This is a genomic window from Caballeronia sp. KNU42, assembly GCF_053760385.1.
This window is the reverse complement of record NZ_CM132390.1, coordinates 1685723-1710730: the sequence shown is the minus strand read 5'-3', so window position 1 is coordinate 1710730 and position 25008 is coordinate 1685723. Positions and strand designations below refer to the sequence as shown.

General features: G+C 61.5%; 25 protein-coding genes. 18 read left to right on the top strand and 7 right to left on the bottom strand.

What is annotated here, in order from left to right; translation table 11 throughout:
• Positions 1 to 116 precede the first annotated feature (116 nt).
• From ACSOSP_RS38950 to ACSOSP_RS38940, 3 genes are read left to right on the top strand one after another with little or no spacing between them, the layout of a single operon-like run.
• Positions 117 to 917 (top strand): SDR family oxidoreductase, encoded by an 801-nt coding sequence (locus ACSOSP_RS38950; protein WP_455314330.1) that lies wholly within the window; start codon positions 117 to 119, stop codon positions 915 to 917.
• 54 nt (positions 918 to 971) lie between these two features.
• The gene (locus ACSOSP_RS38945; RefSeq protein ID WP_455314329.1) at positions 972 to 2747 is read left to right on the top strand and encodes a glycoside hydrolase family 15 protein; all 1776 of its coding nucleotides are present in this window, start codon (positions 972 to 974) and stop codon (positions 2745 to 2747) included.
• Positions 2748 to 2782: 35 nt separating this feature from the next.
• Positions 2783 to 4219 carry a dihydrolipoyl dehydrogenase gene (locus tag ACSOSP_RS38940; RefSeq protein ID WP_455314328.1) on the top strand — a complete coding sequence of 479 codons (1437 nt, stop codon included), beginning with the start codon at positions 2783 to 2785 and terminating at the stop codon, positions 4217 to 4219.
• Between the two features lie 126 nt (positions 4220 to 4345).
• Here the strand turns inward: ACSOSP_RS38940 and ACSOSP_RS38935 are convergent, their stop codons facing one another.
• From ACSOSP_RS38935 to ACSOSP_RS38925, 3 genes are all read right to left on the bottom strand, one after another.
• Positions 4346 to 4693 carry a hypothetical protein gene (locus tag ACSOSP_RS38935; protein WP_455314327.1) on the bottom strand — a complete coding sequence of 116 codons (348 nt, stop codon included), beginning with the start codon at positions 4691 to 4693 and terminating at the stop codon, positions 4346 to 4348.
• A 286-nt stretch (positions 4694 to 4979) separates the two neighbouring features.
• Positions 4980 to 5870 carry a 3-hydroxyisobutyrate dehydrogenase gene (gene mmsB, locus ACSOSP_RS38930; RefSeq protein WP_455314326.1) on the bottom strand — a complete coding sequence of 297 codons (891 nt, stop codon included), beginning with the start codon at positions 5868 to 5870 and terminating at the stop codon, positions 4980 to 4982.
• Between the two features lie 42 nt (positions 5871 to 5912).
• Positions 5913 to 7457 carry a CoA-acylating methylmalonate-semialdehyde dehydrogenase gene (locus ACSOSP_RS38925; protein ID WP_455314325.1) on the bottom strand — a complete coding sequence of 515 codons (1545 nt, stop codon included), beginning with the start codon at positions 7455 to 7457 and terminating at the stop codon, positions 5913 to 5915.
• 257 nt (positions 7458 to 7714) lie between these two features.
• On the opposite strand from ACSOSP_RS38925, the gene ACSOSP_RS38920 reads away from it, so the two are divergent.
• The gene (locus tag ACSOSP_RS38920) at positions 7715 to 8677 is read left to right on the top strand and encodes a LysR family transcriptional regulator (protein ID WP_455314324.1); all 963 of its coding nucleotides are present in this window, start codon (positions 7715 to 7717) and stop codon (positions 8675 to 8677) included.
• Between the two features lie 135 nt (positions 8678 to 8812).
• On the opposite strand, the gene ACSOSP_RS38915 is transcribed toward ACSOSP_RS38920, so the two are convergent.
• Positions 8813 to 9004, bottom strand: a complete 192-nt coding sequence (locus ACSOSP_RS38915; RefSeq protein ID WP_455314323.1) for a hypothetical protein — start codon at positions 9002 to 9004, stop codon at positions 8813 to 8815.
• 33 nt (positions 9005 to 9037) lie between these two features.
• On the opposite strand from ACSOSP_RS38915, the gene ACSOSP_RS38910 reads away from it, so the two are divergent.
• The 6 genes from ACSOSP_RS38910 (at position 9038) to infA (ending at position 13267) form a co-directional block, all read left to right on the top strand.
• A complete protein-coding gene (locus ACSOSP_RS38910) occupies positions 9038 to 9877 on the top strand; it encodes a M23 family metallopeptidase (RefSeq protein ID WP_455314322.1) in 840 nt (279 codons plus the stop codon).
• A 73-nt stretch (positions 9878 to 9950) separates the two neighbouring features.
• A complete protein-coding gene (locus ACSOSP_RS38905; protein WP_455314321.1) occupies positions 9951 to 10241 on the top strand; it encodes a hypothetical protein in 291 nt (96 codons plus the stop codon).
• 93 nt (positions 10242 to 10334) lie between these two features.
• Positions 10335 to 10772, top strand: coding sequence for a bactofilin family protein (locus ACSOSP_RS38900; RefSeq protein ID WP_455314320.1), 438 nt, complete (start codon positions 10335 to 10337; stop codon positions 10770 to 10772).
• 185 nt (positions 10773 to 10957) lie between these two features.
• The gene (gene corA / locus ACSOSP_RS38895; protein WP_455315377.1) at positions 10958 to 11935 is read left to right on the top strand and encodes a magnesium/cobalt transporter CorA; all 978 of its coding nucleotides are present in this window, start codon (positions 10958 to 10960) and stop codon (positions 11933 to 11935) included.
• A gap of 677 nt (positions 11936 to 12612) precedes the next feature.
• The gene (locus tag ACSOSP_RS38890; RefSeq protein WP_197500291.1) at positions 12613 to 12906 is read left to right on the top strand and encodes a hypothetical protein; all 294 of its coding nucleotides are present in this window, start codon (positions 12613 to 12615) and stop codon (positions 12904 to 12906) included.
• 91 nt (positions 12907 to 12997) lie between these two features.
• The gene (infA, locus tag ACSOSP_RS38885) at positions 12998 to 13267 is read left to right on the top strand and encodes a translation initiation factor IF-1 (protein WP_047846762.1); all 270 of its coding nucleotides are present in this window, start codon (positions 12998 to 13000) and stop codon (positions 13265 to 13267) included.
• Between the two features lie 197 nt (positions 13268 to 13464).
• On the opposite strand, the gene ACSOSP_RS38880 is transcribed toward infA, so the two are convergent.
• Genes ACSOSP_RS38880 through zwf form a run of 3 tightly spaced genes read right to left on the bottom strand, consistent with a single transcriptional unit; the run spans position 13465 to position 16776 of the window.
• Complete coding sequence (locus ACSOSP_RS38880; protein WP_455314319.1) at positions 13465 to 14355, bottom strand: HAD family hydrolase; 891 nt, start codon at positions 14353 to 14355, stop codon at positions 13465 to 13467.
• On the bottom strand, positions 14352 to 15212 hold the full coding sequence (locus ACSOSP_RS38875) for an ROK family protein (RefSeq protein WP_455314318.1): 861 nt from the start codon (positions 15210 to 15212) through the stop codon (positions 14352 to 14354). The genes ACSOSP_RS38880 and ACSOSP_RS38875 overlap by 4 nt, the downstream gene beginning before the upstream one ends.
• Positions 15213 to 15222: 10 nt before the next feature.
• Entirely contained in the window at positions 15223 to 16776 is a 1554-nt protein-coding gene (gene zwf / locus ACSOSP_RS38870; RefSeq protein ID WP_455314317.1) for a glucose-6-phosphate dehydrogenase, read from the bottom strand.
• Between the two features lie 215 nt (positions 16777 to 16991).
• On the opposite strand from zwf, the gene ACSOSP_RS38865 reads away from it, so the two are divergent.
• From ACSOSP_RS38865 to ACSOSP_RS38830, 8 genes are all read left to right on the top strand, one after another.
• Positions 16992 to 17879 (top strand): arylamine N-acetyltransferase family protein, encoded by an 888-nt coding sequence (locus tag ACSOSP_RS38865; protein ID WP_455314316.1) that lies wholly within the window; start codon positions 16992 to 16994, stop codon positions 17877 to 17879.
• Positions 17880 to 17887: 8 nt separating this feature from the next.
• Positions 17888 to 19591 (top strand): peptidoglycan D,D-transpeptidase FtsI family protein, encoded by a 1704-nt coding sequence (locus tag ACSOSP_RS38860; RefSeq protein ID WP_455314315.1) that lies wholly within the window; start codon positions 17888 to 17890, stop codon positions 19589 to 19591.
• Positions 19592 to 19767: 176 nt separating this feature from the next.
• A complete protein-coding gene (locus ACSOSP_RS38855; RefSeq protein ID WP_031361760.1) occupies positions 19768 to 20100 on the top strand; it encodes a hypothetical protein in 333 nt (110 codons plus the stop codon).
• Positions 20101 to 20196: 96 nt separating this feature from the next.
• The gene (locus ACSOSP_RS38850; protein ID WP_455314314.1) at positions 20197 to 20475 is read left to right on the top strand and encodes a hypothetical protein; all 279 of its coding nucleotides are present in this window, start codon (positions 20197 to 20199) and stop codon (positions 20473 to 20475) included.
• Positions 20476 to 21082: 607 nt separating this feature from the next.
• Complete coding sequence (locus ACSOSP_RS38845; protein ID WP_455314313.1) at positions 21083 to 21289, top strand: hypothetical protein; 207 nt, start codon at positions 21083 to 21085, stop codon at positions 21287 to 21289.
• 607 nt (positions 21290 to 21896) lie between these two features.
• Positions 21897 to 22919, top strand: a complete 1023-nt coding sequence (locus tag ACSOSP_RS38840) for a fatty acid desaturase (RefSeq protein ID WP_455314312.1) — start codon at positions 21897 to 21899, stop codon at positions 22917 to 22919.
• 72 nt (positions 22920 to 22991) lie between these two features.
• Entirely contained in the window at positions 22992 to 23804 is an 813-nt protein-coding gene (locus ACSOSP_RS38835) for a phosphate/phosphite/phosphonate ABC transporter substrate-binding protein (RefSeq protein ID WP_455314311.1), read from the top strand.
• Positions 23805 to 23991: 187 nt separating this feature from the next.
• Positions 23992 to 24981, top strand: a complete 990-nt coding sequence (locus tag ACSOSP_RS38830; RefSeq protein ID WP_455315376.1) for an LLM class flavin-dependent oxidoreductase — start codon at positions 23992 to 23994, stop codon at positions 24979 to 24981.
• The last annotated feature ends 27 nt before the right edge of the window (positions 24982 to 25008 follow it).

The following is a 25008-nucleotide window of genomic DNA, read 5'->3' as shown; positions in this document are numbered from 1 at the left end:
GGCACTTGCTTGTCCCGTGACGTCTCCGGCCCAGGCCGGCCCTGCGCAGATAGATGCATCGCAAGCACGCGCCAGCCAGCGCACGTGGCGAGCTTCGCATCCCATCCGGGAACGTCATGAATCCAGTACTCGAAGGTCAGGTCGCACTCGTCACCGGCGGCAGCTCCGGCATAGGTTACGGTGTGGCGCAGGCGCTCGCCGATGCCGGCGCGAGCGTCGCGATCAATTACCACTCGCATGGCGAAGCCGCTGACGCGCTCGCGGCATCGATAGAAAAAGCGGGCGGCCAGGCCATCGCGGTCCAGGCCGACGTCTCGGACGAAACCGAAATCGACGCCATGTTCGACACGCTGATCAAGCGTTTCGGCACGGTGGATATCGTGGTCGCGAATTCCGGCTTGCAGAAGGACGCGAAGTTCGTCGACATGACGCTCGCCGACTGGAACGCCGTGATGAACGTGAACCTCACGGGCCAGTTCCTCACCGCGCAACGCGCCGTGCGGGAATTTCTCCGGCGCGGACCGCGCCCGGTATCGAAGGCGCTGGGCAAGATCATCTGCATGAGCTCGGTGCATGAAGTCATTCCGTGGGCCGGGCATGTGAACTACGCGTCGTCGAAGGGCGGCATCCAGATGATGATGAAATCGCTCGCGCAGGAAGTCGCGCCGCACAGGATCCGCGTGAATTCGATCGCGCCGGGCGCAATCCGCACGCCGATCAACAAGGCCGCGTGGGACAACCCCGAAGCGTTGAAGGCGCTGCTCGAACTCGTGCCCTACGGCCGGATTGGCGAGAGTGAGGATATCGGCCGGGCGGCGGTCTGGCTGGCTTCCGACGACAGCGACTATGTGGTTGGCACAACCTTGTTCGTGGACGGCGGCATGACCCTGTATCCGGGCTTTGCGGACAATGGCTAGCCCCGGGGAGACCGCCCCGGCATCGGGATCGATGCGCATGGGTTGATCGGCAACATGCGCACCACCGCGCTGGTGTCGACCGAGGGCGTGATCGACTTCATGTGTTTTCCGCGCATCGATTCACCGACCGTGTTCGGGTCGCTGTTGCACCCTGAACGCGGCGGTGCGTTCAGCATCACGCCGGCCTTCGAGGTCTCGCGCACGAAGCAGATGTACCTGCCGGAAACGAACGTGCTGCTGACGCGCTTCATGTCGGCGCAGGCCGTGTGCGAGGTCATCGACTTCATGCCGGTCGCCGATGCGGATGACGACGCACAGGCGACGTCCAATTGCGTGGTGCGGATAGTGCGGGCGATTTACGGCGATATGCAGGTGCGAATGCGCTGTGCGCCGCGTTTCGACTATGCCCGGGGTGGTCATGAAACCGCGCAGGTCGATAACAATACGCTGTGTTTCACGCCGGCCGGCGCTCCAGCAGAATCACTCACATTGGATGCTACCGTGCCGCTTTCGATCGATCATGACGACGCAGTCGCCAGCTTCGATCTCAAGCAGGACGAGACCGCCTGCTTCATCTTTGGCGCGCAATCCGAACCGATGCGCAAGTCGCGTCCTTGCAAGGAGGCGCTATCCGACACCATCGACTACTGGCGTGAATGGTCGGGGCAATCCACCTACCGGGGCCGTTATCGTGAAGTCGTGATGCGCTCGGCGCTGCTGCTCAAGTTGTTGAGCTCGCGCGCAACCGGCGCGATTGTCGCCGCGCCAACGTTCGGATTGCCGGAAACATCGGACGGCGGACGCCGCTGGGATTATCGATACACCTGGATTCGCGACGCCGCATTCTCCGTTTACGCGCTGCTGCGGCTCGGGTACATAGGCGAGGCTCGCAACTTCAAGAACTGGATAGCCGAGCGCAACAAGCAGTGCGACTCGGACGGATCGTTCAGCGTGATGTATGCCGTAGATGGCGAAGAGCCGCCGGAAGAAGAAGCCGTCCCGGAACTCTACGGCAGCGGCGCCGAGCCCCCGCTGATCGGCAATGCCGCGCGCGATCAGACCCAGCTCGACATCTACGGCGCGTTGCTGGACGCAATCTATCTCTACAACAAATACGGCGAAGCGATTTCCTACGACGGCTGGCGCCACGTCACGCGTACGGTGAACTTCGTCGCCGAGAACTGGCAACAAGGGGACCAGGGCATCTGGGAATTTCGCAACGGCGGGCGGCCGTTATTGCATTCTCGATTGATGTGCTGGGTCGCGATGGACCGCGCGATACGCCTTGCACAAAAACGTTCGCTGCCCGCACCGTTCGCCGAATGGAACGCGGTCCGTGACGCCATTCACAACGACATCTACACGCACTTCTGGAACGACGAGATACAGAGCTTCGTCCAGACGCCCGATTCCAAAGCCCTCGATGCATCGACGCTGATGATGCCGCTCGTGCGTTTCATTGGGCCGAAAGACCCGCGCTGGCTTTCGACGCTCGATGCGATCGGCAGGGAACTAGGCATTGATCCGCTGATCTTTCGCTACACCCGAGGAGATGAACTCGACGGCCTGCCCGGCGAAGAAGGCGGGTTCAGCGCATGCTCGTTCTGGTACGCGGAAGCACTCGTGCGAGCGGGCCGCGTGAACGAAGGCCGGCTCGTGTTCGAGAAGATGCTGGCTTACGCTAACCATGTGGGTCTTTACTCTGAAGAGGTCGCGATCAGCGGCGAAGCGCTGGGCAACTTCCCGCAGGCACTGACCCATCTCGCGCTGATCAGCACGGCGTTCCAGCTTGACCGGAGTCTCGATGGCGCACATCCGCAATGGTCGTGAATACAGGTTCGGGCACAACTAACGTGAAGGGTTCGATGAAGCAGATCAAGGTGGATGTCGCCGTCATTGGCGCCGGGACGGCCGGCATGGCCGCATATCGGGCGGCACGGCAAGCGGGCAAGCAAGTCGTGCTGATAGAGGGCGCCGAGTTCGGCACGACTTGCGCGCGCGTTGGATGCATGCCGTCCAAACTGTTGCTTGCAGCGGCCAATGGCTTGCACGATGCAAAGGCGCAGGCGCCGCGAGGCATTGAAGGCACGCATGCACTTGAAGCCAACGGCGAGCATGTGCTCGCCTATGTCCGCAGCGAGCGCGATCATTTCGTCAAGGGCGTGCTGAAGGAAACGGATGCGTTTCCTCAGGACACGATCATCCGCGGCTTTGCCCGCTTCGAATCACGCAACGTGCTTCTTGTGGACGATTATGCCCGCGTGGAAGCAGCGAGCGTGGTCATCGCGACGGGTTCGGCATCCGTCATTCCGGACGACTTCAAGCTATTCGGCGACCGTTTGATGACGAGCGACGAGGTCTTCGACCTGAATACCTTGCCCAAGCGCTGCGCCGTATTCGGCGCCGGCCCTATCGCCCTCGAACTTGGCCAAGCGTTCGCGCGACTTGGCGTGGACGTATTCATGTTCAGCCAGAAGAACAAGGTGGGCGCAATATCGGACACCCCTGTGCGTAACGCATTGATTGAAGCGCTGCAGCAGGAGTTTTACCTCGATCCCGACGCGACCATCCTCGAAAAATCGATGCAGGATGGCGAAGCCACGATCCGCTTCAAAGCACTCGATGGAACCGAGCGCACTGAGCGCTTCGACCGGGTGCTCGTGGCGACCGGCAGGAAGCCCGTGTTGAGTTCACTGCAGCTTGAAAAGACCGGCATCGAACTCAATGACAAGGGTGTTCCCCTCTTCAACGAACAGTCGATGCAGTGCGGCGACAGCAGCATCTTCATCGCAGGCGATTGCGACGGCACGCGTCCCTTTCTCTCGGATGCCGCCGACGAAGGCAAGCTCGCCGGCGACAATGCCGCGCGGTTCCCCGATGTGCAATCCGTCAAACGCAAGGCGCCGTTTTCGATCGTGTTCTGTGAGCCGCAAGTCGCAAGCGTTGGCGCGTCCTACGACGACCTCGACAAAGAGACGTCGGTGACCGGAAGCGTGTCGTTCGAAACACAAGGGCGCAGCCGGGTGCTGCGTCAAAACCGGGGATTGCTCCATGTCTATGCCGATGCCAGGACCGGCAAGTTGCTGGGCGCTCAGGGGTGCGGACCGGCCGTCGAACATCTCGGCCATCTGATTGCATGGGCGTTGCAACTGGAGTTGTCCGTGGAAGACATGTTGAAGCTGCCGTTCTATCACCCGGTGATCGAGGAAGGTTTGCGCACGGCGCTCAAGGAAGCGAACAAGAAATGTTTTGAAGCACGCGCGCAGACCGCGCCCGAATTGCCCAACGCAGCAGGTTGCTGATCCGCACCCGGAAAAATTCAAACCAACGAAAAAAGCCCGCTCTAGCGAAAATGCTAAAACGGGCTTTTTATTGCTGCGAGAACTTTAGTGACGCGACGGCTTACATCGCACGCTTATAGTGCGCGCTTACATTGCATATTGCAGTGCAAGGTCAAATCCCAGTACGACCACCGAGCAGAACAAGCCAAGCAGCAAATTAGCCGCACGATGTGCGACGTCATGGTGTTTCGTCAACATGGCCGCAGCCATGAATGCAATTTCCACCACGATCTGCATTGCAAACACAGCTAGCATCAGCGCGAACTCATACCCCATCGAACTGAAGTCCGAAAAGTTGAATCCACGCACAGCCACCCACGATCCGACGCGCCATAACTCATACGCCAGCAGCACCAACGGGAACAGATAACTGAACACGTAGGTGGGCAGCGTTGCGTGCCGCAATTCCATGTGAAAGTGACGAGTTGTTTGCATCTGGCTCTCCTTGATCCTGGCAATTTGCCGCGAGCATTTCGCTGGCCTTAATTAACCTGTTAAACCTGTTAAAGACCCCAAAGCGGCTTCGCTGTCTTCGTCATTTACTTACTAATACAGACGAAGACATGAACGTCGTGCTTTGAGAATAGGCCAAAATCAGAAGAAGCGAATCATCGTATTCCCCATGTCCTTGATCAGCATGGCAGAGCAAGCACGATGCTGCGATGCAGCTTAAAAGATCACATAAAATGCACTGCAGCAATCGTGGATCGGCACGTTTTAATCAGGCCTCCTCGCTACCGTACAACTTGATAATCGCGGAGAAGTCCAACCCGCCCAAGCCCTGCATGCTCATGGTCTGGTAGAGCTGCTGCGCGAGCGCCCCAAGCAGGATGGGCTGCTTGACTTGACGCGCTGCATCAACGGCCAGCCCCAGGTCCTTTAACATGAGATCGGCGCCAAACCCCCCGGTATACCCGCGTGACGAAGGTGCATTGGGTAAAACGCCAGGGTAGGGATTACACGTATCGGCGCTCCAGCAACGTCCCGTCGATGTGTTGATGATTCCGGCAAGCTTGTTCGGTTCGATCCCGAGCGACGCACCGAGTTTCATCGCTTCCGCCACGCCGATCATCGAAATGCCGAGCAGGAGGTTGTTGCAGATTTTCGCGATCTGACCCGTCCCCGTTTCGCCACACTGGACCGTGTTCTTGCCCATACCGGCGAGTACGGGTTTAAGCGTTTCGAACAGCGCGTCATTGGCGCCGACCATGAACGTCAGCGTGCCCGCCTGCGCGCCGCCGGTGCCCCCGGACACCGGAGCATCGGCGAACGGATTGCCCTGCTTCAACGCGGCTTCGCCGATCAGGCGTGCGGTCGCCGGATCGATCGTACTGCTGTCGATCAGCGGCACGCCCGGACGCACGCCAGCCAGTACGCCATCCGCCTCCAGATACACCGCCCTGACGTGCGCGGCGGCCGGCAGCATGGTGATCACCACCTCGCTAGCCTGAGCCGCTTCACGAGGCGATGCCGCGGTCCGCGCGCCCGCAACGACCGCCGCCTGCACCGCCGTCTTCGATAAATCGAACACCGTCAGCGCGTGCCCTGCTTTCAGCAAGTTGGCGGCCATGGGTCCGCCCATGTTGCCCAGTCCGATAAAGCCGATTTCCATTGCCTGTCCCCTTTTTATTGCACAGCTAACCCGGCAACCGGCTTAGCGCAGCGAAATAGTCGTGTTGACGCCGTCGTTGACGGTAGCGTCGTCGAACCAGCGCGACGTGACGGTTTTCGTTTGCGTATAGAACTGCACGACTTGCTTGCCGTACGGCCCGAGATCGCCCAGCTTCGAACCGCGCGAGCCAGTGAAGCTGAAATACGGCACCGGCACCGGAATCGGAATGTTGATCCCCACCTGGCCGACATCGATCTCGCTCTGGAACTTGCGCGCCGCCGCGCCGCTTTGCGTGAAGAGTCCGACGCCGTTGCCCATCGGATTGCGGTTGACGAGTGCGATGGCGTCATCGAGCGTAGCGGCTTCCAGCACGCAAATCACGGGACCGAAGATCTCCTGCTTGTAGATGGTCATGTCGGTGGTGACGCCTGAAAACACCGTCGGGCCAATGAAATTGCCCTTCTCGTAGCCCTTCACGCTCACATCGCGGCCATCCAGCGAAAGCGTCGCGCCCTCCTTCACCCCTGCGTCGATCAACCCAAGGATCCGCTCCTTGGCGGCCCGCGAGACGACCGGGCCGACGTCCGTGTTCGCCTCCGTGCCGCCGTTCACGGACAAGCCGCGCGCCCGCTCGACCAGCTCCGGCAACCAGTCCTTCGATGCCCCCACGAATACGACGACGGAGGTCGCCATGCAGCGCTGTCCCGCCGCGCCAAACCCTGCGCCGGCAAGCGCGTTCAGCGTCTGCTCGCGGTTTGCATCGGGCAGCACGACCGCGTGATTCTTTGCGCCCATCATGGCCTGCACGCGCTTGCCGTGCTGGCTGCCGAGGTTGTACACGTGCGTGCCCACATGCGTCGATCCGACGAACGAAATCGCCTTGATGTCGGGATGCGTGCAGATGGCGTCGACCACATCCTTGCCGCCGTGGACCACGTTCAGCACGCCCGCCGGAATGCCCGCCTCGAGCGCCAGTTCGACCAGCTCCATGGTGGACAAGGGGTCCTGTTCCGATGGCTTCAGCACGAACGTGTTGCCGCAGACGATCGCCATCGGGAACATCCACAGCGGGATCATCGCGGGGAAGTTGAACGGCGTGATGCCGGCGCACACGCCGATCGGCTGGCGCAGCGTGTAGGTGTCCACGCCGCCCGCGACGTTCTCGGAGAACTCGCCCTGCTGCAGCGTGCCGATCGAACACGCGTGTTCGATCACTTCAAGGCCGCGGAAGATATCGCCTTCTGCGTCGGGCAGCGTCTTGCCCTGCTCGGCGGTGAGCGTCTGCGCGATCCGCTTCATGTTCTGGCGCACCAGGTCCTGGAATCGCAGCATCACGCGCATGCGGGTCCCAAGCGGCGTGAGGCGCCACGTCTGGAACGCCTTTGCCGCCGACGCCACGGCGGCATCGACTTCTTCCTTCGTCGCAAATGGCACCCGGCCGACCACTTCCTGGGTCGCCGGGTTGACGATGTCGCGCCACTCTTGCGTCGTCGATTCCACGAACTTGCCGTCGATCAGCAATTTCGCCGTGCGCACGCCGGCGTTGGATTGAGTGGCTAATGCCGGACGGTCAGCAGCGGTATTCATGAGAGAGGCTCCTTGAAAACGAGAACGTTCCTGGCCGGAACGGGATGCGGAGACAGAGGCACGCAGACAGGTGAACACGCGCGGATAGCGCGCAGGCCACCCAAGAGGAATGTCGTCTCCGGATTATTTGAATGTTGTCGGCTCGCCCATTACGCAAGGGTACAAAGCGGGGTACAAAGCGCGTGCAAGGCAAGTCCACAAGGTTCAGTATAGTTATGCAAATCTCCACGATGTATCGACACAAACACCCATCCGATATGCAAAAAAGCACGACTCCAGGTATCAGCAACCTGAATTGGGACGATCTCCGGTACTTCCTGGAAGTGGCGCGAACCCAGCGTGCAAGCGGGGCGGCGAAGCGTCTGGGGGTCGATTACACGACCGTCGCCCGCCGCGTGCGGGCGCTGGAAGACGCACTGGGGACCCTGCTCTTCGATAAATCCCGCAGCGGCGGTTTTATCCTGACCGCCGAGGGGCAGCGCCTGCTCGCGTACGTCGACGCGATGGAAAGCACGGTTCAATCGGCGACCGAGCACATTGCCAACTCGGGGCACGCGCTGTCCGGACACGTCCGGGTGGGCTCGACCGAAGGTTTCGGCTGCTTCTTCCTGGCGCCGCAGCTCGCCCGCTTCCAGGATGCGCACCGGCAGATTTCCATCGACTTGTTGCCGGTGCCGCACTTCGTGAGCCTGTCCAAGCGCGAAGCCGACATAGCGGTCACGCTGGAGCGCCCGGAACACGGCCAGACCGTCTACACCAAACTCTGCGATTACCGCTTGCGCCTCTACGCCACGCGCGACTACCTCGATCAACACGAACCGGTGACCAAGGTGGAAGACCTTGGCGCCCATCGCTTCGCGAGCTATATCGACGACCTCGCGTTCAGCTACGAACTGCTCTATCTCGAACGCACGATACCAGGCGCCGTCTCGCGCTGGCGCAGCACCAGTGTGATCGCGCAATATCACGCCGCGCTGCAGGGACGATCGCTCGCGATCCTGCCGTGTTTCATGGCAGCGCAGGACCCGCGCCTCGTGCCCGTTCTCGCGGATGACATCGTCGTCACGCGCGCGTTTTATCTGTCCTGCCGCGAAGATTTGCGCAAATTGAAACGCATCACGGCAGTGTGGGACTTCTTGCGCAGAGTCGCTGAATTGAATCGTCCGCTGCTGATGGGCGAGGCGCACGAGATGCTGTGGAGCGAAACGGTGAAGCCGTGAATTTCGCGTTTGTTCAGCTCCCCTTATATATGAGATACGCATTCGCGTAACAGGTGCATAATCGTCCGCCCATAAGGCTTTCCGCCGTAGCCCTGCTGCGGCGTTTTCACATGGACGTGACCTTTATCCATCTCATTATTTACACTCGCCGACAGACCGGTAATCCACCGCCCGTGCGGCTTCTATTGCCTGCGCTCTTGCCTGCGCGTTTGCTGCGCCCGGTGCACTGATGGCGTTCGTTATCTGGTCCCGCCGCAACGTGTCGCACCAGCGTGTGCGTTTCGTCGAAGCGCGCACGGTTCGCGCCATGGTGATCGTCGCCGTCATTGCGATGATCCTGGCATCGCCATTGGTGCGGCCATGGGCAACACCCACGCAGCCGAAGAGAAGACGCAAACGGAGCGGCGCTCCTATGAAATCGATGAGCTCGGCAAGATCAGCGCAACGCTTACGCATATCGAACCGCGCGTGACCGAACTCGTGTCACAAGTGAACGAACTTCAGGACTTCGAAGCACAATTGAAAGCGGCGCGACGCGCAGCCGATCATCCGGACATCCACCTGGTGCCACCGCTTCCCGATAACGACGATGAATCGCCGCTCGACAGCAGCGCCTCGGGCGGTCCATCGCTGCCGCCGCGCCTCTGTGACGCCCAGCATGCAGCGCTTACCGGCACCGCGCCGCAGCGTTTGAAGCACACGCAAAGCGCGCTGGATTGCCTCGATGCAACCATCGGTGCGCTCGATGACGCCGTGCTCGAGCACTACGCGTCATACATGGCGTTTCCGGGCCGCCAGCCCGCGCCCGGCGCGCGTTCCGGCTCGCCGTTCGGCAACCGTATCGATCCGTTCACGGGACACCTGAACTTTCATCCGGGCGTTGACCTCGTTGCCCCCACCGGCACGGCCATCTACGCAAGCGCGGGTGGCCGCGTGGTCCAGGCCGGACCGCACGGCGGTTATGGCAACGCCATCGATATCCAGCACAGCAGCGGGGTAATCACCCGCTACGGGCATACATCGAAGATATTCGTGAAGGTGGGCGATCTCGTCATGCCCGGCCAGAAGATTGCCGAAATCGGCTCGACCGGCCGCTCGACCGGACCGCATCTGCACTTCGAGGTGATCATCGACGGGACGCAGGTCAATCCCACGCCTTATCTCGCGCTCTTCAAGCTGAAATCCAATGCCGCAAGCTGATCGAAACAGGGCGACGCACAAGCTCACGCGCCGCACCTACTCCCTGACGTCGCGACGCGGCCCGACCTGGCCCATGCTGCTGCTCGGCACGATTGCCGCGGCCTGCGCCGCAGCGGCGCTGGCCGCGGCCGGCTTCGCGCTTGTCACCTCGCGCGACATCAGCAAGAAAGCCGATGCCCTGTGCGCGCCGCCCATGTCTGAACGCGAGATCCGCGAGCAGCTTTCGAAGGCGCGCATCGCGCTCGACCATGAAGTGGCGACACGGCTCGTCATGGAGCAGCAAGCGTCCGAAAGCCTGGCGGAGATTCATCGAATGCGAACTGACCTGGCCTTCCTCAAACGCCAGCGGGACAAGTCGAACTAACTAGACCGATCCCTGAACCACCCTCCGCGCCGGCACACCGATCCATCCAGTACCGGCAACCATTTTGCAATCCAGACCAGAAGGGGCTTTCCCATGTTCAAGAAAAAATCCACCGGCGTCAGCCAAGCCAAGCTAGCTACGCTGATCGCACACGATGTCCAGATCGCGGGCAACCTCGAATTCAGTGACGGCCTGCGCATGGATGGCCACGTCAAGGGCAACGTGACGGGCCGTCCGGGCGAGCAGACGCTGCTGGTCGTGAGCGACCAGGGTTCGATCACGGGCAACGTGAACGCCTATGACATCGTGATCAACGGAACCATCACCGGTGATGTAACAGTGGAGCATTTTGTCGAGCTGCAATCGAATGCGCATGTGAACGGCAACATCTACTACCAGCAACTGCGCATGGACGTGGGGGCTTCCGTGGAAGGCAAGCTCACGAAACGCGACAACACGTTAGCGCCACAGGCGGAAATGCCGCGGCTCAGTGCCGAGATGACCTCGGACTACTCGCATAGCGAGACGTGACTCGAGCGACGGCTGCGTCGCAAACCGACGGAATACAGCTTTCACACGGTAAGCTGCCGACAAATCCGCTAAGATTCACGGCAAGTCCGGCCATGCTCCGTCAGGCGCGCTGCCTGTTCTCGTGAGAGGCGCTCGCGGCAGGCGGCATGCGCCGGCTCCATCATCGTGTGCGGGGGCGGGAATCCATGCTGGTCAATTGCGCGGCTTACCAGAAAGGCCGCAAGCTCACCGACGTCGCCATCGACGATATTTCCGCGTATCGGGAAGTCCCCGACTGCTTCGTGTGGGTTGCGCTGAAGGACCCCGGCCCGGGCGAGCTCGAGCATCTGTCGCACCAGTTCGGGCTGCACGAACTCGCCGTGGAAGATGCTCAGCAAGGCCATGAGCGTCCGAAGATCGACGAATACGCGGATTCCTTGTTTTGCGTGCTCCACACGGTGGAACTCGATTCCGACAACGAACTGGTGGTCGGCGAGATCAACGTGTTCGTCGGAAATAACTACGTGCTGTCCGTGCGTAACCGGACGAGCCAGGGGTTCCAGGATGTGAGGAAGCGCTGCGAGCGCGAACCGCACTTGCTGGAACACGGCCCGGGGTTCGTGATGTACGCGTTGATCGACAACGTCGTGGACCGTTATTTCCCCATTCTGGAGACGCTCGGCGCGGAGCTCGACGAACTCGAGGAGCGCATTTTCGAGCGCAACGGGTCGGCGGCGTCGAGGGTGATCATTGAAGACCTGTATTCCCTGAAACGCCGGCTCGTGCTGCTGCAGCATCACACCGCGCCGCTGCTGGAAGCAGTCAGCAAACTCTACGGCGGCCGCGCGCCGGGCATTTGTACCGGCATGCAGGACTATTTCCGCGATGTGTACGACCACCTGCTGCGTATCGTGAAAACGATCGAGGGCCGCCGCGAAATGATCGTGACCGCCATCCAGGTCAACCTGGGCATGATTTCGCTGGCGGAAAGCGAAGTGACGAAGCGGCTGGGCTCGTTTGCCGCGCTGTTCGCGGTGCCCACCATGATCGCCGGGATCTATGGCATGAACTTCCATCGCATTCCGGAGCTCGACTGGGCTTATGGCTATCCGGCCGTCATTGCCGTGATGCTGGCGCTTGATGTCGGCCTTTACTGGAGGTTCCGCAAGGCTGGTTGGCTATGATGGTTATAATGGCGTATTCGGTGCCGCTGGAAGGCGGTTGCGTGACGGAAAACGGCTCGACGGGAATTGCGCGGAAATCATACGCAGACAAGCGCAATTAGCGTCGACGGACATGTCAGCATTGCAGCATCGAGAGGCGGGGCCTCCGGCGACAGCGGAACTTTTTTCTGATTTGCTGTCTAATGTTACACAGTGCGCTTCTGGCGCAGCGTGTTCGCCACGGCAGCAGCGATCCATCCAACATTTCAGCGCAACACCTTGGCTGAATGTCATCGCCCCGGCAGTGTGGGCTCCGCAACCGGTCGCGGCCCTGCATTCGTCTTCAAAGTTTAAACAGCAGCAACGTCGACGGTTGCTTGTTTCCATGCGTTGTACCGCGCATGGTTGCATGGGTAACACGCGCGTAGCGGACGTGCGTAGCGGCATGGGCAGTTCGACATGCCCGGCAAGCGTGTTACCGCAGTGTTACCGCGACGTTCATCAACACCTACAGCCCAGCGAGCGGCTGCGCAATGCGTGCGCCGCACGTCATTTTTGCTCGTTTTTGCTCGCTAACACCTGTCGACCGCACGTGCCAAAAGGCGCTGAACGGTTGCCGGAGTGGTTTTCAAGGCATCGGCTGCACCATGCCGATGCGCGGGCGGGCGTAATACAGGAATTCAGGAAACATGAAAGAACTGGTCAAGCCGCTTAAGACGTACAAAGGTTATGAAATTCATCCGCTGATTTACCCCCGTGGCGCCCGCGACGGCGGTGCGGCAGTCCGTGCAGCGGATACCGGTTATGAAGCGTCGGTGCGCATCCGCCGCGCGCCGCCGGCAGGCGAGGAAGCAACGGGCGAAAGCCGCGTGTTCCGAATTGAACAGGCCGGATCGTTTGAAAACGGCGGCCAGGCACGCCGGGCGTGCTTGTTGCATGCGGAAAAGCTGATCGACGGCCAGATCGACGGCCAGACTGTTGCAGATCTGTGACTGGACGCGACTGTTAGGCGTTAAAAGGCATCGCGGGGTCGGGCCGGTCTCGCATACAATCGCATCGAATAGATGATTTAAGGAGCTTTATATGGCGAAAGAAGAGTTACTCGAGCTGGACGGCATTGTTGACGAAGTGCTTCCCGACAGCCGCTACCGCGTGACGCTGGACAACGGCGTGGTCGTGGGCGCGTACGCATCGGGCCGCATGCGCAAGAACCACATCCGGATTCTCGCGGGCGACCGCGTGACGCTGGAATTGTCGGTGTATGACCTGACGAAAGGCCGGATCAACTTCCGGCACAAGGACGAACGCGCAACCGGCGGCGGCGGTCAACGTCCGCAAATGCGTCGCCGTTAAGCAGAACGCTGGCGTGACGCGCGCTTAATTGCGTCCAAAGCGAGTCCCGCACAGTCCTGTTCGCCGGAGTCGAGAGCAACGCTTCGTCGGCGCCACCGCTGGATGCTGCCAGTCAGCATCGCATGGCGCCGATGTCGCTCTCTAATGCGTATGTCAGTTACGCGTATCCCGGTTACGCGTATTCCACCCTCGCACCGTTATTTTCCCTTCCGGGCCGTCAGCAATCCATTGAGGCCTGAGGCAAAGCCGTCTTCATCGTTCGTGGCCGATACAAACGTCGCGTGCGATTGAACGTCTGCCGACGCCTGCCCCATCACAATGGAAACACCCGCCACGTCGAACATGGCGACGTCGTTGCCCATATCCCCCAGCACCGCCACGTTTTCCAGCGCAACGCTCGCCAGCCGCGCCAGTTCGCGCACGCCCTCGCCTTTGTTCGCGAGCGGATGCGTGATGTCCAGGTAGTAGGTCTGTGAAAGCATTGCCGTGGCGCGGCCCTTGAGCGTGTCCTGGAACTCCGCCTCCTTGCGTTGAAGCAGCGCCGCGTCTTTCGTCGACGCCACGATCTTCTCGATCGAATCCAGGTCGATATCGTCGAAACGCTTGACCACCACCGCGTCGTATCCCACCGTCCGGCGTTCAAGCGGCACGTATTCGCCGCCGGGATTCGTGATGTACCACTGGTCGTCGATGAACACCCACGCATCCACTGCGTCGCGCGCCAGGCTTTCCAGGGCCGTTTGCGCGGCGTCGCGCGGCAGCCAGTGAGCGCTCAGGGTCTTCCAGCCGGCGGGATCGACGAGTTTGCCGCCGTTGAAAGCGGCAAACGGCGACTGGATCCCAAGCGTCTCCACGATCGAATGCATGCCCTTGCCCGGGCGGCTGCTCGCCACCGTGAAGCGCACGCCCGCAGCGGTGAGATTACGCACGGCTGCCTTGGCAGGCTCGCCAAGCGATTTGTCCGTGTAGAGCAAGGTGCCGTCGCAATCCGAAATCACGAGCTCGACCCTCGCCAGCGCCGCCAGCGCCCGCTCCGGGTCGATATGACCCGGACTCAGCTTCAGACCCGTAGCGCCGATGGATGTCATTCAAACGCCCCAGCCGGCAATTGCCGCGTCTCGCGCACTGAACGCGGATGCCAGAGCCGTGCGCCGCCTTCAATACCCGCCTCGTTCGAGACCACGTGCACGTTTTTCGGCAAGTCGAAATTGAGGTTGGCCGCGTTGCCGCCGCCAATCCACAATTTGTCGTAGTTCACGAGCGAACTCAGGATGCCGATGATCTTCTCCACCCGGCGATTCCAGCGCTTGTTGCCCGCCTTGTCGCGCGCCGCGTTGCCGAGATATTCGTCGTACGTCTTGTTTTTACTGACCGGATGATGCGCCAGCTCGAGATGCGGCATGAGCTCGCCATCGCGGAAAAGCGCAGTGCCCGCGCCCGTGCCCAGCGTCAGCACGAACTCGATGCCTTTCCCTTCGATAGCAGCAAGCCCCTGCATTTCGGCGTCGTTGATAATGCGCACCGGCAGGTGCCCGAGGTGCTCGGCCAGCATGTCCGCGAGCGGCACGTTGCGCCAGAATTCGTTGCCGAGGTTTGGCGCGGTCAGCACGTGGTTGTCCCGCACTACGCCCGGAAAACCGATCGAGATCTGCGTGGCCGGCAGCGGCGTCAACAGCGGCCCGACCAGCTCCACCAGCTTCTGGACGATCACGTCCGGCGGACACGGATGCGGCGTGGCCACCTTGACCCGCTCCGTCAGCATCTTCCCGTGCGCATCGATAATCGCGGCCTTCAGGCCCGTCCCGCCCACATCGATCGCAAGAATCCGTTCTTTCGCGGCCGGGCGTCGAGTGGTCTTGCCTGCGGTTGTCTTGGTCGCTGTCCTGCTCGCTGCCTTGCTTGCGGTCTTCTTCACTGCTGCTGCCTTGCGTGCTGTTGTCCCCATACGGTTCTCCTCAGTTCTTGTCGTCGTGGTCAGTTTTTTGCGCTTGGTCGTCCACCAACGGGCGCCACGCACGGCCGTCGGCTTTCAATAAGTCGTCAGATTCCTTCGGTCCCGCGCTGCCCGCGGTGTAGCCATGTACCGGCAACGGACCGCCTTCGGGATGCAACACGCCCTCAACCGCCGCCCAGCTTGTTTCGATGCTATCGGCGCGCTGGAACAGCGTCTCGTCGCCGAGCATACAGTCGTACAGCAGCGTTTCGTAACCGACGTTCGGCTTCTCATCGAAAAAATCACCGTATTTGAACGATGACTTGACAGCGCCGACCTGCATCACCGGCCCGGGCACCTTCACGTTGAAATCGAAGCAAGTGCCGTGTTGCGGATCAATGCGCAAGGTCAGTACGTTCGGCACGAGGCTGTCCACCGGCGTGTCGCGGAACAGCAAAAACGGCACCGCTTTCAGCTGCACCGATATCTCCGTGCGCCGCGCCGTCATCCGCTTGCCGGTGCGCAGGTAAAACGGCACGCCGGCCCAGCGCCAGTTCTCGACGAACACCCGCGCCGCCGCATAGGTCTCGACCTGGCTGTCCGGCGCGACGTCGGCTTCCTCCCGATACCCCGCCATGGTCGCGGATTTTTCGTACTGCCCGAGCACGACGTCATTGGGCTTCAGCGGCTGGATCGCGTCGAAGATTTCGGCCTTCTTGTCGCGCACCGCTTCGGCATCGAACGAATTCGGCGGTTCCATCGCGACCATGCCGAGCAGCTGGAACAGGTGATTCGGGAGCATGTCGCGGAAGGCGCCCGTCTGCTCGTAAAACCCGCCGCGCGCTTCCACGCCGATGGTTTCCGCCGCCGTGATCTGCACGTGATCGATATATTCGCGCCGGAAAATAGGCTCGAACAACGCGTTCGCGAAGCGAACCGCGAGGATGCTCTGCACCGTGTCCTTGCCAAGAAAATGGTCGATACGATAAATCTGGTTCTCGCCGGCGAACTTGAGAATGCTTTCGTTGAGATCTTTCGCCGATGCGTAGTCGTGCCCAAACGGCTTTTCGATCACCACGCGCCGGAAGCCCTGGTCGCTTTCCTTCAACAATCCTGCCCGGCCAAGCCGCTCGACGATTGGCTTGAAGAAGCGCGAACTCACAGCGAGATAAAAAATGACATTTCCATTGTCGCCGAGCGTCTGCTTGAGCTTGTTGAATACGTCGTCGGTTTCGAACTCGCCAGCTACGTATTGCAGCCGATCCGCGACCCAGTTCCACGCCCGGTCGTCGAGTTTCGAGGTATGAAAAGCGCCCGCTTTGTCGGCCGCGAAACTTTTTAGCGACTCGGTCAATTGGTCGCGCCAGACGCTCGTCTCGAGCTCGCCGTGGTTCACGCCGATGATCTTCATCTTGTCGTCGAGCAGGCCATCGGACGACAGGTTGTACAGCGCCGGCATCAGCAGCCGTTTGGTCAGGTCCCCGGCCGCGCCGAAGATGACGAGCGTGCAAGGCGGGGCGGGATGCTTGCCCGCGGGTGTTGGGGAGGAGGTCGTGGTAGCGAGTGGGGTCGACATAGGGTTCTTTAAAAGAAGAGTTGAGCGCACTGCTTATTAAAGACCATGTTGGGCGCGTCACAGTTCAAAATCCTGCCCAAACGGTCCGCTTCCGTCATTTCGACTGATGCACGGCGTATGCAATATGTAATCGGCGCGCGGCCTGTGCCGTAGAATGTCGGCACCTCGCGGCGGCTCGCCCGGCTTCGTTTCCATCATAAGGGCAGGAGTTCCACATGAATCAGACACTCTCCCCGGCGCAACTCGCCGCCTATTTCGACCGCATCGGCTATCGCGGGTCTCAGCAGGCTACATCAGAGACGCTGCACGCGCTGCATAGGCTGCATCCGCAAGTGATCGCGTTCGAAAACCTCGACCCGCTGCTCGGGCGCACGCCGCGCCTCGATCTCGCGTCCGTGTTCGCGAAGCTCATAAGCGCGCGGCGCGGCGGCTATTGTTACGAGCACAACCTGCTGTTTCGCGCCGTGCTCGACACGCTCGGCTTCGCCACCACGGGGCTCGCCGCGCGCGTGATGTGGAACAGTCCGGCTGTCTTGCCGCCGCGCACCCACATGATCCTGCTGGTCGAAACAGCCAACGAAACCTGGCTCGCGGACGTCGGTTTTGGCAGCATGACGCTCACCGCTCCCCTGCTGTTCGACACGGGCCGGGAACAGGTAACGCCGCACGAGCCGTTCCGTCTCGACCTGATCGAGCGCGGCGATTTCCTCCTGCAAGTAAAGCTTGGCGATGCCTGGAAGCCGATCTACCGTTTCGACCTCGAACCGCAATTTCCCGCCGACTACGCCATGGCGAACCACTATGTATCGACGTATCCCGAGTCGATCTTCGTGAACCACCTGATCGTGGCGCGGGTGATGCCAGGTGAGCGGCACACTCTGCTCGACACGACCCTGACACAGCGTGGCAATACCGCATCCATACGAGAGCTCGCAAGCGCTGAAGAATTGCGCGGCGTGCTGCAAGACACGTTCGGGCTCGCGCTTGCCGACAGCGACTCCGGAACCGGCCGTGAAACCCTGCCCGGCGGATTTGATGCCGTACTCGAGCGCATCGTCCGGCAGTCCACGTCCAACACGTCCGACACACCCGCTACGTCCTGATCGCCACGATGCGTAAAACCGCCAAGCGAGCCCATGAATCTTATCGGACGCCCGTGAAAAATGCAGTGTTGGAAAGCCGGCTGCCACGGTGGCGCTCCACGCTGGTCGTGCTGCTGATGTTCGGCGCGTTCGCGTCACTCACGGCGCGAGCGCTGTGGGTGCAGGTCGTGAACCAGGACTTTTATATCGGCGAAGGGCAAAAGCGCTATCAACGCACGCTGGAACTGAGCGCCACGCGCGGACGCATTGTCGACCGCAACGGCGCCATGCTGGCCGTGAGCCTCGCGACCTATGCGATCTGGGCCACGCCATCGCGCTTTGATCGCGCAACCCTGCCGGCAGTCGCTCGCCTGATCGATATGCCCGAGAACGAACTGGCGCGCCGCCTCGATGCTGCGCGCTCGTTCGTGCTGCTGAAACGGCAAGTCGATGCCGATACGGCCACGCGCATTGCGCAAACCGGGATGTCGGGCATAACGCTGGTCGCCGACACGAAACGCTTCTATCCCGAAGGCGAATCCGCGGCCCACGTGGTCGGCTTCACCGATAACGAAGACAAGGGCCAGGAAGGCATTGAACTCGCGGCAAACGACCGGCTGACCGGCGAACACGGCCAGCGCGAAGTGATCCGCGACCGACTCGGGCGCGTGGTGTCCGAGATCGGCGATGTGGAGTTGCCGGAGAATGGCGAGACGATTCATCTGACTATCGATCGCCGGATCCAGCAGCTTGCGCATACGCAACTGGCCGCGGCCATCACGAAGCATCGTGCGCGGGCGGGCAGCGTGGTGGTGCTGGACGCGAAGAACGGCGAGATCCTCGCGCTCGCGAACTATCCGACTTTCGACCCTAACGACCGCGCGCGCCTGACCGGCGAGCAGTTGCGCAACCGCGCGCTGACCGACACTTTCGAGCCAGGCTCGACCATCAAGCCGCTGGTGGCGGCGCTGGCTATCGACCTTGGGGTCGTGCGGCCGGATACGCGTATCGATACATCGCCGGGGACGTTCAAGCTCGGGCCCAACGTGATCCACGATACGTCGAATCACGGCGTCATCACGGTCTCCGAAGCCGTGCAGATGTCGAGCAATATCGCGTTGACCAAACTCTCGCTGAAGCTTCGCCCGCAAACGGTGTGGGACAAGTATCGCGAATACGGGATTGGCCAGGCGCCGGACCTGACGTTCCCGGGCGCGGCCACCGGTCGCCTGCGGGCATACGAACGCTGGCGCCCGATCGAGCAGGCGACCATGGCATATGGGTATGGGATGTCGTTGTCGTTGCTGCAGATTGCACAGGTTTATACGGCTTACGCGGGCAATGGCGAGTTCCGGCAGTCCAGCCTGATTCGCGGCCAGGCTGCGCGGGACCCCGTGCAAGTCACCAAACCCGGGACTGCAGCGGCCGTGCGCGACATGCTGGAACTCGCGATGGGACCCCGTGGCACGGGACGTGCGGCAGCGGTGGATGGGTATCGCGTGGGCGGGAAGACCGGCACGGCGCGAAAACAGATTGGGCGGACGTATGCCGCGAACAAGTATCGCGCGTCGTTTGTCGGCATGGCGCCAATGAGTGATCCGCAAGTGATTGTGGCCGTGATGATCGATGAACCGTCAGCCGGCTCCTACTACGGCGGGACCGTGGCCGGACCGGTGTTTTCGGGCGTGGTCGGCGGGACCATGCAGCTTCTCGGCGTGCCGCCTGATGCTTGAATGCCCGTGGGCACCGGTGCACGGCGGCAGGCTTTCGTCCTCACCGGCCAGGATCGGCGCAGACCGAAAACGTAAGGCCGCTGTGCTGTAATGGCGGATTGCCGTAGTCAAAGATATTGCTGAATCTGTTGTCAGACGCGTCGTCGAAAAGGCGGTCGCAAACCTTGAAGGACACCATGAAAAAGATTGTCGGCGCTCTCGCGCTTCCCCTGTTCTTGCTGCAAGCCTGTGCCCAGTTCCATAACCCCGATGCCGGTCAGCCGGAAGTCGAAACAGCGCCTAACGCGTCGGTGGCCAGCATTGTCCAGTGCCTGACGGACGAGGCGAAGAAACATGACGCCACGTTCAAGCAAACACCCATTCCCCAAGGGACGATGCTCGAATTCGGCGATTCCAACGTGATCAAGGTTCGCTTCGATAACGGCGAAACGTCGTACCGGTTTTATCCGGGCGAGCGCCACGCGTCGAACCTGTGGCTCGAAGGCGCAAGCAAGAAATGCGCGCCTTGACCATGACCATGACCTTGATCTCGAGGAAGTTCGGCGAAGTATTTCATGACGCCGGCTGCATGACATCTGCGGGCCTGCTTTTTTACCGGGCTGATCGTGCGCTCGACTAAAGCCATCAACGCCGTCGAGCGTTTGAAGACACGCTCCGGCAACCCGCACTATGCCGCCGTGAGCTTGAGCGGCGGCCTGTTCTATCTCGTCGACCGGGCGGCAAGCGGCGAGCAAAAACTTTCCGCACCGCAGACCATGGATGATTTCGTGGCCTTTGTGAACGCGCTCAAGCCAGAGAAACCGCGACGCGTCAGCAAGCTCGACCTGGCCATGGACGAGCAGATAAAACGCAGCGGCAAGCCTCGGACTGCAGAAGACGAGTGAGATGCGCTTTCGAGCGTGTCAGTCGATGTGTTCGACGTAGTCAATACTCCTGCGTTGTTGAAGTGGCTTCAAAAAAGTGGCTCCAAAAAGCGGCTTCAAAAAGACCATGAGTCGACCATGAAGCCGTTTTGAAACCGCGCCTGAACTGTCTCCTGCTGATCTCCCGATCGCCCTCCTGCCCGCGCGACATCCCACTGCCAGATTCAAGCATCCTACCGCCGGGAACTAGCGTCGTTCGGCGCACTGGCTTCGTGCCCAAGCACACGGAAAACGTTTGCGTTGCCCGGTTAATCGCGCGCCCGGTGCTTTCAATGTGCGATTTCAGACGGTGCATGCATCCGGCCTTTGCGACCATGCATCAACGGTTGAATCAAGCCGGGGGCCGCCCAACGCGATCATAAACGCGCAGGCGCAGGGGTATAGCTGGACGCAGCAATGAACGCATCAGTCATCGACAGAACCGACAAAGCGTCAAGAAGCTGGCCGGCAAGAATGGGGGCGCAGGATGAAAGCCAAGAGATCGCCGACGTCAGAAGGCCCGCGAACGTCGACACAAGCAGACGCGGAGCTTCAGCACATTGAACGGGCCATAGGCCAGCTACGGACGATGAGTCAGAAACCGGCCGGCGCACCCAGCGTCGAGTACTGGCACGAACGCTTGAGCGCTGTCTGTACGGGCTACGTGCTGGTGCCGTCGCAAAGGCTTCGGGTCGATGCATTGCGCAAGGTGCTGGACTCGTTCTCGCAACCCAAAGGCGATCCCAGCTCCGGGCGCAAAAGAACAACCAACAGGCTTTGGGCGAAAGCGGCGTAACCACGGCGCTTTCGCCGTCGCGCATCGTGCGCGTATCGACGGCGGCCTCCGGGCCGCCAAATGTCGTCTTTCAGGCGTGCCTGTCGCTTGAGCATTTGCAGGGCTCCAGGCGCGGGGCGCGGGGCTTTGAGCGGATAACTGCGATTCCATGCCCCCTCGCCTGCGGCGTCGCTAAACCACATTCAAACCACATTCAAACCAATTCCCGAGCACGGTCATTCAATCTCCGGCGCGATCGCGGCGTGTTTGATGATGCAACCGATATCCCGCCGATTATGTTGCCAATGAACCTGTGCGCCCCGGAACACCCGCAGATAATCCTGCACGCTAGTTGTCGCGCGACGCCCCCACCGACTTCGCGATAAAAATTCCTACTAAAAGCTTTCAATTTCTCCCTAAGCCTGAGGCGGCCCGACGCCCGATCGCGCGACGCTCTGCGATCCGGCGCTTCATACCCGCATCGAGATGGTCCCCGCGCGCCGGCTCTCGCCGCGTACAAGCGCTCGAGCCTCGATTCTTCACATGGGAACATGCTTAGCGGGAATGCTTGGTTTGGCAGGCGGCGAAGCGTCGTTAAGATCGGGGCTCGTTCCGTCACTGAATTGCCATGAGCCTTTACATAGACGATGCTCAACGCCATCAAATACAGCAACTACGCGCTTCCTGGCGCTGGCGCAGCGAGTGGCCGACCTGGCTGCTGATCGTGGCTGTGTATGGCGGCTGGTTCACGACGGCGCTTAACGCGCGGTCGATTGGAATGCCGCTGGCGCTAAGCATTCTCGCCGTTTTGTCGTGCCTGTATTTGTCGTTACAGCACGAACTCCTGCACGGCCATCCGACCCGCTTCCCTTTGTTCAACGCGCTGCTCGGCGTCGCCCCGCTCGCGGTCTGGTTCCCTTACGCGGTGTATCGCGAGTCGCATCTGCGCCACCACAACGACACGCATCTCACCGATCCCGATCTCGACCCGGAAAGCTATTTCGTCTCCGCTGAACGGTGGCGCGGCGCCGGTGTGATCGTGCGATTTCTGCTGGTTCTCCGCAACACGTTCTTCGGGCGCATTGTGCTCGGCCCCTGGTTTTCCATCGTGAAAGCGATCGCCTCGGCGTTCACCCAGATTGCGCGGGGCAATGGCCGTATCGCAGGCGCTTGGGCTTTGCATCTCGTCCTGCTCGGAGTGCTCGCCACGTGGCTCGAGCGCCGCTGCGGCATCAGTCCCGCGCTTTTCGTATTCGGCGTTGGGTATCCGGCGCTCGCGTTGAGTGCGATCCGTTCGTTCCAGGAACATCGCGCAGCCGATCACATCCCTGAACGCACGGTCATCAACGAAGCATCGGGGGTCTGGCGTCTGCTGTTCCTCAATAACAATTTTCACGCCGTTCATCACGACCTGCCGAGCTTGCCGTGGTACGCGCTGGCAAGCGTTTATCATGGGCATCGCGACGCGTATCGGGTGCGCAATGGCGGTTTCATCGTGCGCGGTTATCAGGAATGGCTGGTGCGGCATGGCGTCCGGCCGGTTGCGCCTGCGTTGCATCCGCTTCATGCACGGGCCGCCGATCAAATTGCGCAGGCTCAGGCCGGGTCCGCCGGATCGGCAACCCTTGGCGGCGACGCGCAGCCCGTCTGATTTCGCTTTCCGGCCGGGCGCAGGCATGGGTTTAAGAGTTGGTATTTCACGGCGCAACGGACGAGAATTTGCATGAACTGGGTGGCCGCATTACCGATGTACAACGTCACGCCGGCGCTTGCCGGCGACTGGCGCGCTTTGCTCGATCATGTTCACCAGCGCTTGCGGCTATGGCTCGAGGCTCGCGGCGACACGCTCGCCATTGTCGATCCCGAGACGTCCCTGCAGGAATTCTGGTTGCGTGACGACCTGCTGCTGTCGCAGACATGCGGGTATCCGCTGGTGAAAGCGCTCACCGCACGCGTGCAGCTAGTCACTACGCCCGTTTTCACCGTCGATGGCTGCGAAGGCGGCGATTATCACAGCGTCCTGGTCACCCGGGCTGCGGCCAAAGTCACCTCGCTCGCGCAGTGCCGCGGTCTGCGCGCGGCGTACAACACCCCCGATTCAAACAGCGGCATGAACCTGCTGCGCAGTGCGCTCGCGCCGCTCGCGGGCGGCCAACCGTTCTTCGCATCGGTGATCGAAACGGGTGGGCACCTGGCTTCGCTGCAAGCCCTGCAGGACGACCGGGCCGATGTCGCCGCCATCGACTGCGTGAGCTTCGCGTTCGTACTCGACCATCGTCCGGATCTGGCCCTTGGCCTGGTCGAGATCGGTACGACACGAAGTGCCCCTGGTCTGCCGCTGATTGCATCGAAACGGGTGCCGGCGGAGGGGGTCGAGGCGCTGATGAGCGCACTCACCGACTCCGTCGCGCACGATCGTGCCCTGGCAAAGCGGCTCAAGCTCGACGGTTTTGCGAGGCGCCCCCTCGACGACTACGCTCGTATTCTCGACATCGAAATGAACGCCGCTGAACTCGGTTATCCCCGCCTCGCCTGAGGGCGTTGAGGGTGGTCACGGCAGACTTTCCCGACTTTCGGCACAATCGGCTTTTACCCGCGTGTAAGGCACGTCGTTGAAGTGTGCCCTGAGCCGCGTCCTGGATTTTCATCCGGGATTGGCGCTTGACGGCAACCGGATCCCCGATGCCCGCGCGCCGCCGCTGCACGAAGTCATGGAAGCCGCAATGATCCCGTTTTCAGTTCTCGATTTATCCCCTATTCCCGCCGGATCCACCGCCGCCGACGCGTTCCGCCACTCGCGGGAGCTGGCCCAGCATGCTGAAAAACTCGGTTACCTGCGATTCTGGCTGGCCGAGCATCACAACATGACAGGGATTGCCAGCGCCGCTACGTCCGTGGTGATCGGGCACGTTGCCGCCGGAACGAGCACGATCCGCGTCGGCTCGGGCGGCGTCATGCTGCCGAACCACGCACCGCTTGTGATCGCCGAGCAGTTCGGCACGCTGGCGTCGCTGTTTCCCGGACGCATTGATCTTGGCCTTGGCCGCGCGCCCGGCACCGACCAGACGACGGCCCGCGCGCTGCGCCGCGATCTCCAGGGCAGCGCAGACAATTTCCCCGATGACGTCGTGGAATTGCAGCGCTATTTCGCCGATCCGGTAGAAGGCCAGCGCGTGCGCGCCGTCCCCGGCGCGGGGCTGAACGTGCCGATCTGGCTGCTCGGCTCGTCCACCTTCAGCGCCCAGCTTGCCGCCGCGCTCGGCCTGCCGTTCGCGTTCGCTTCACATTTCGCGCCCGACTATCTGCTCACCGCATTGCAGGTTTACCGGACGCAATTCCGCCCGTCGAAGCAGCTCGAGCGCCCTTATGCCATGGTCGGCGTCAATGTTTTCGCCGCCGACACCACGGAAGAAGCGGAGTTTCTTTTCACATCGTTGCAACAGCAATTCATCAACCTGCGACGTGGCACGCCGGGCCAGTTGCCGCCGCCCGTCAGGCAGATGCCGTGGAACGAGGCCGAACGCGCCGGCGTGGAGCATTCGCTCGCCTGTTCGGTGATCGGCGACCAGCGTCAGGTGGAGGCGGGATTGGCCTCGCTGATCGAACAAACCCAGCCGGACGAGTTGATGGTGACCGCGCAAATCTACGATCACGCGGCCCGCCTGCGCTCATTTGAAATCACTGCGCGGGCCCGCGCGGCGGTGGCGGCGTAGCAGCGACTGCATCGCTTTGCGGGTATC

Bases quoted from the DNA above. Each gene is read 5' to 3' on its own strand.
- ACSOSP_RS38915 (WP_455314323.1), bottom strand. From the start codon at position 9,004: ATGACGGCGACGATCACCATGGCGCGAACCGTGCGCGCTTCGACGAAA.
- ACSOSP_RS38910 (WP_455314322.1), top strand. From the start codon at position 9,038: ATGGGCAACACCCACGCAGCCGAAGAGAAGACGCAAACGGAGCGGCGC.
- ACSOSP_RS38860 (WP_455314315.1), top strand. From the start codon at position 17,888: ATGCGTAAAACCGCCAAGCGAGCCCATGAATCTTATCGGACGCCCGTG.
- ACSOSP_RS38935 (WP_455314327.1), bottom strand. From the start codon at position 4,693: ATGCAAACAACTCGTCACTTTCACATGGAATTGCGGCACGCAACGCTG.
- infA (WP_047846762.1), top strand. From the start codon at position 12,998: ATGGCGAAAGAAGAGTTACTCGAGCTGGACGGCATTGTTGACGAAGTG.
- ACSOSP_RS38920 (WP_455314324.1), top strand. From the start codon at position 7,715: ATGCAAAAAAGCACGACTCCAGGTATCAGCAACCTGAATTGGGACGAT.
- ACSOSP_RS38950 (WP_455314330.1), top strand. From the start codon at position 117: ATGAATCCAGTACTCGAAGGTCAGGTCGCACTCGTCACCGGCGGCAGC.
- ACSOSP_RS38900 (WP_455314320.1), top strand. From the start codon at position 10,335: ATGTTCAAGAAAAAATCCACCGGCGTCAGCCAAGCCAAGCTAGCTACG.
- ACSOSP_RS38845 (WP_455314313.1), top strand. From the start codon at position 21,083: ATGAGTCAGAAACCGGCCGGCGCACCCAGCGTCGAGTACTGGCACGAA.
- ACSOSP_RS38875 (WP_455314318.1), bottom strand. From the start codon at position 15,212: ATGGGGACAACAGCACGCAAGGCAGCAGCAGTGAAGAAGACCGCAAGC.
- ACSOSP_RS38945 (WP_455314329.1), top strand. From the start codon at position 972: ATGCGCACCACCGCGCTGGTGTCGACCGAGGGCGTGATCGACTTCATG.
- ACSOSP_RS38865 (WP_455314316.1), top strand. From the start codon at position 16,992: ATGAATCAGACACTCTCCCCGGCGCAACTCGCCGCCTATTTCGACCGC.
- zwf (WP_455314317.1), bottom strand. From the start codon at position 16,776: ATGTCGACCCCACTCGCTACCACGACCTCCTCCCCAACACCCGCGGGC.
- ACSOSP_RS38855 (WP_031361760.1), top strand. From the start codon at position 19,768: ATGAAAAAGATTGTCGGCGCTCTCGCGCTTCCCCTGTTCTTGCTGCAA.
- ACSOSP_RS38835 (WP_455314311.1), top strand. From the start codon at position 22,992: ATGAACTGGGTGGCCGCATTACCGATGTACAACGTCACGCCGGCGCTT.
- ACSOSP_RS38925 (WP_455314325.1), bottom strand. From the start codon at position 7,457: ATGAATACCGCTGCTGACCGTCCGGCATTAGCCACTCAATCCAACGCC.
- ACSOSP_RS38840 (WP_455314312.1), top strand. From the start codon at position 21,897: ATGAGCCTTTACATAGACGATGCTCAACGCCATCAAATACAGCAACTA.
- ACSOSP_RS38905 (WP_455314321.1), top strand. From the start codon at position 9,951: ATGCTGCTGCTCGGCACGATTGCCGCGGCCTGCGCCGCAGCGGCGCTG.
- mmsB (WP_455314326.1), bottom strand. From the start codon at position 5,870: ATGGAAATCGGCTTTATCGGACTGGGCAACATGGGCGGACCCATGGCC.
- corA (WP_455315377.1), top strand. From the start codon at position 10,958: ATGCTGGTCAATTGCGCGGCTTACCAGAAAGGCCGCAAGCTCACCGAC.
- ACSOSP_RS38940 (WP_455314328.1), top strand. From the start codon at position 2,783: ATGAAGCAGATCAAGGTGGATGTCGCCGTCATTGGCGCCGGGACGGCC.
- ACSOSP_RS38880 (WP_455314319.1), bottom strand. From the start codon at position 14,355: ATGACATCCATCGGCGCTACGGGTCTGAAGCTGAGTCCGGGTCATATC.
- ACSOSP_RS38830 (WP_455315376.1), top strand. From the start codon at position 23,992: ATGATCCCGTTTTCAGTTCTCGATTTATCCCCTATTCCCGCCGGATCC.